Consider the following 847-nt stretch of genomic DNA (forward strand, 5'->3'; position numbering starts at 1 on the left):
CACACCATGGGAGTGAGTTGCTCCAGAAGCCGTTAGTCTAACCGCAAGGGGGACGACGACCACGGAGTGGTTCATGACTGGGGTGAAGTCGTAACAAGGTAGCCGTATCGGAAGGTGCGGCTGGATCACCTCCTTTCGAGAACGACATCCTTCTTCCCCGCAAGACGTCCACACAAGACACCTGCCTTTTATTTCACGCGAAGTTTGCTTCACGCGGCATCCATGCCGCGACAAGCAAAACCGACCATCCCTGGTCGGACTCTTCAACGAAACCCCGCTTCGACGGCAACGTCGTCGGCGAGGTTTTTTTGTTGAGTGCAAAGGTTCCCGGGTCTGTAGCTCAGGTGGTTAGAGCGCACCCCTGATAAGGGTGAGGCCGGTGGTTCGAGTCCTCCCAGACCCACCACTGAAATCACTTGGGGCCATAGCTCAGCTGGGAGAGCACCTGCTTTGCAAGCAGGGGGTCGTCAGTTCGATCCTGACTGGCTCCACCATTTTGGTGACACGACGTGAAATGAAAGCAGCGCACACATAAGATTTTAGAAACGAGGCGGCATTGAGGCCGTTCTTGTGTTCATTGAAAACGTAAACGAGTGACAAGCGTCTTGGTTCGAAACCGAATCGAGATGTGTCGTTGAGGCAATTAAGCGAACGCGTTGTTTGGACATTCGATCATTATCACCTCGTAAGTGATGATAATCGGCCCTGAGGCGACTTGGGGTTATATGGTCAAGCGACTAAGCGTATACGGTGGATGCCTTGGCAGTCAGAGGCGATGAAGGACGTGGCAGCCTGCGAAAAGTGTCGGGGAGCTGGCAACAAGCTTTGATCCGGCAATGTCCGAATG

General features: G+C 53.8%; 2 tRNA genes and 2 rRNA genes. All 4 read left to right on the top strand.

The features are described from left to right. A 16S ribosomal RNA gene (locus tag AB4Y82_RS21125) occupies positions 1–136 on the top strand; the annotation flags it as partial. 193 nt (positions 137–329) lie between these two features. Continuing rightward, positions 330–406 (top strand) — tRNA-Ile (locus AB4Y82_RS21130). Between the two features lie 12 nt (positions 407–418). Then, positions 419–494, top strand: a tRNA-Ala gene (locus AB4Y82_RS21135). Positions 495–727: 233 nt separating this feature from the next. Further along, positions 728–847, top strand: a 23S ribosomal RNA gene (locus AB4Y82_RS21140); the annotation flags it as partial.

This window comes from Dyella sp. 2YAF14 (assembly GCF_052114725.1).
GTDB lineage: Bacteria > Pseudomonadota > Gammaproteobacteria > Xanthomonadales > Rhodanobacteraceae > Dyella.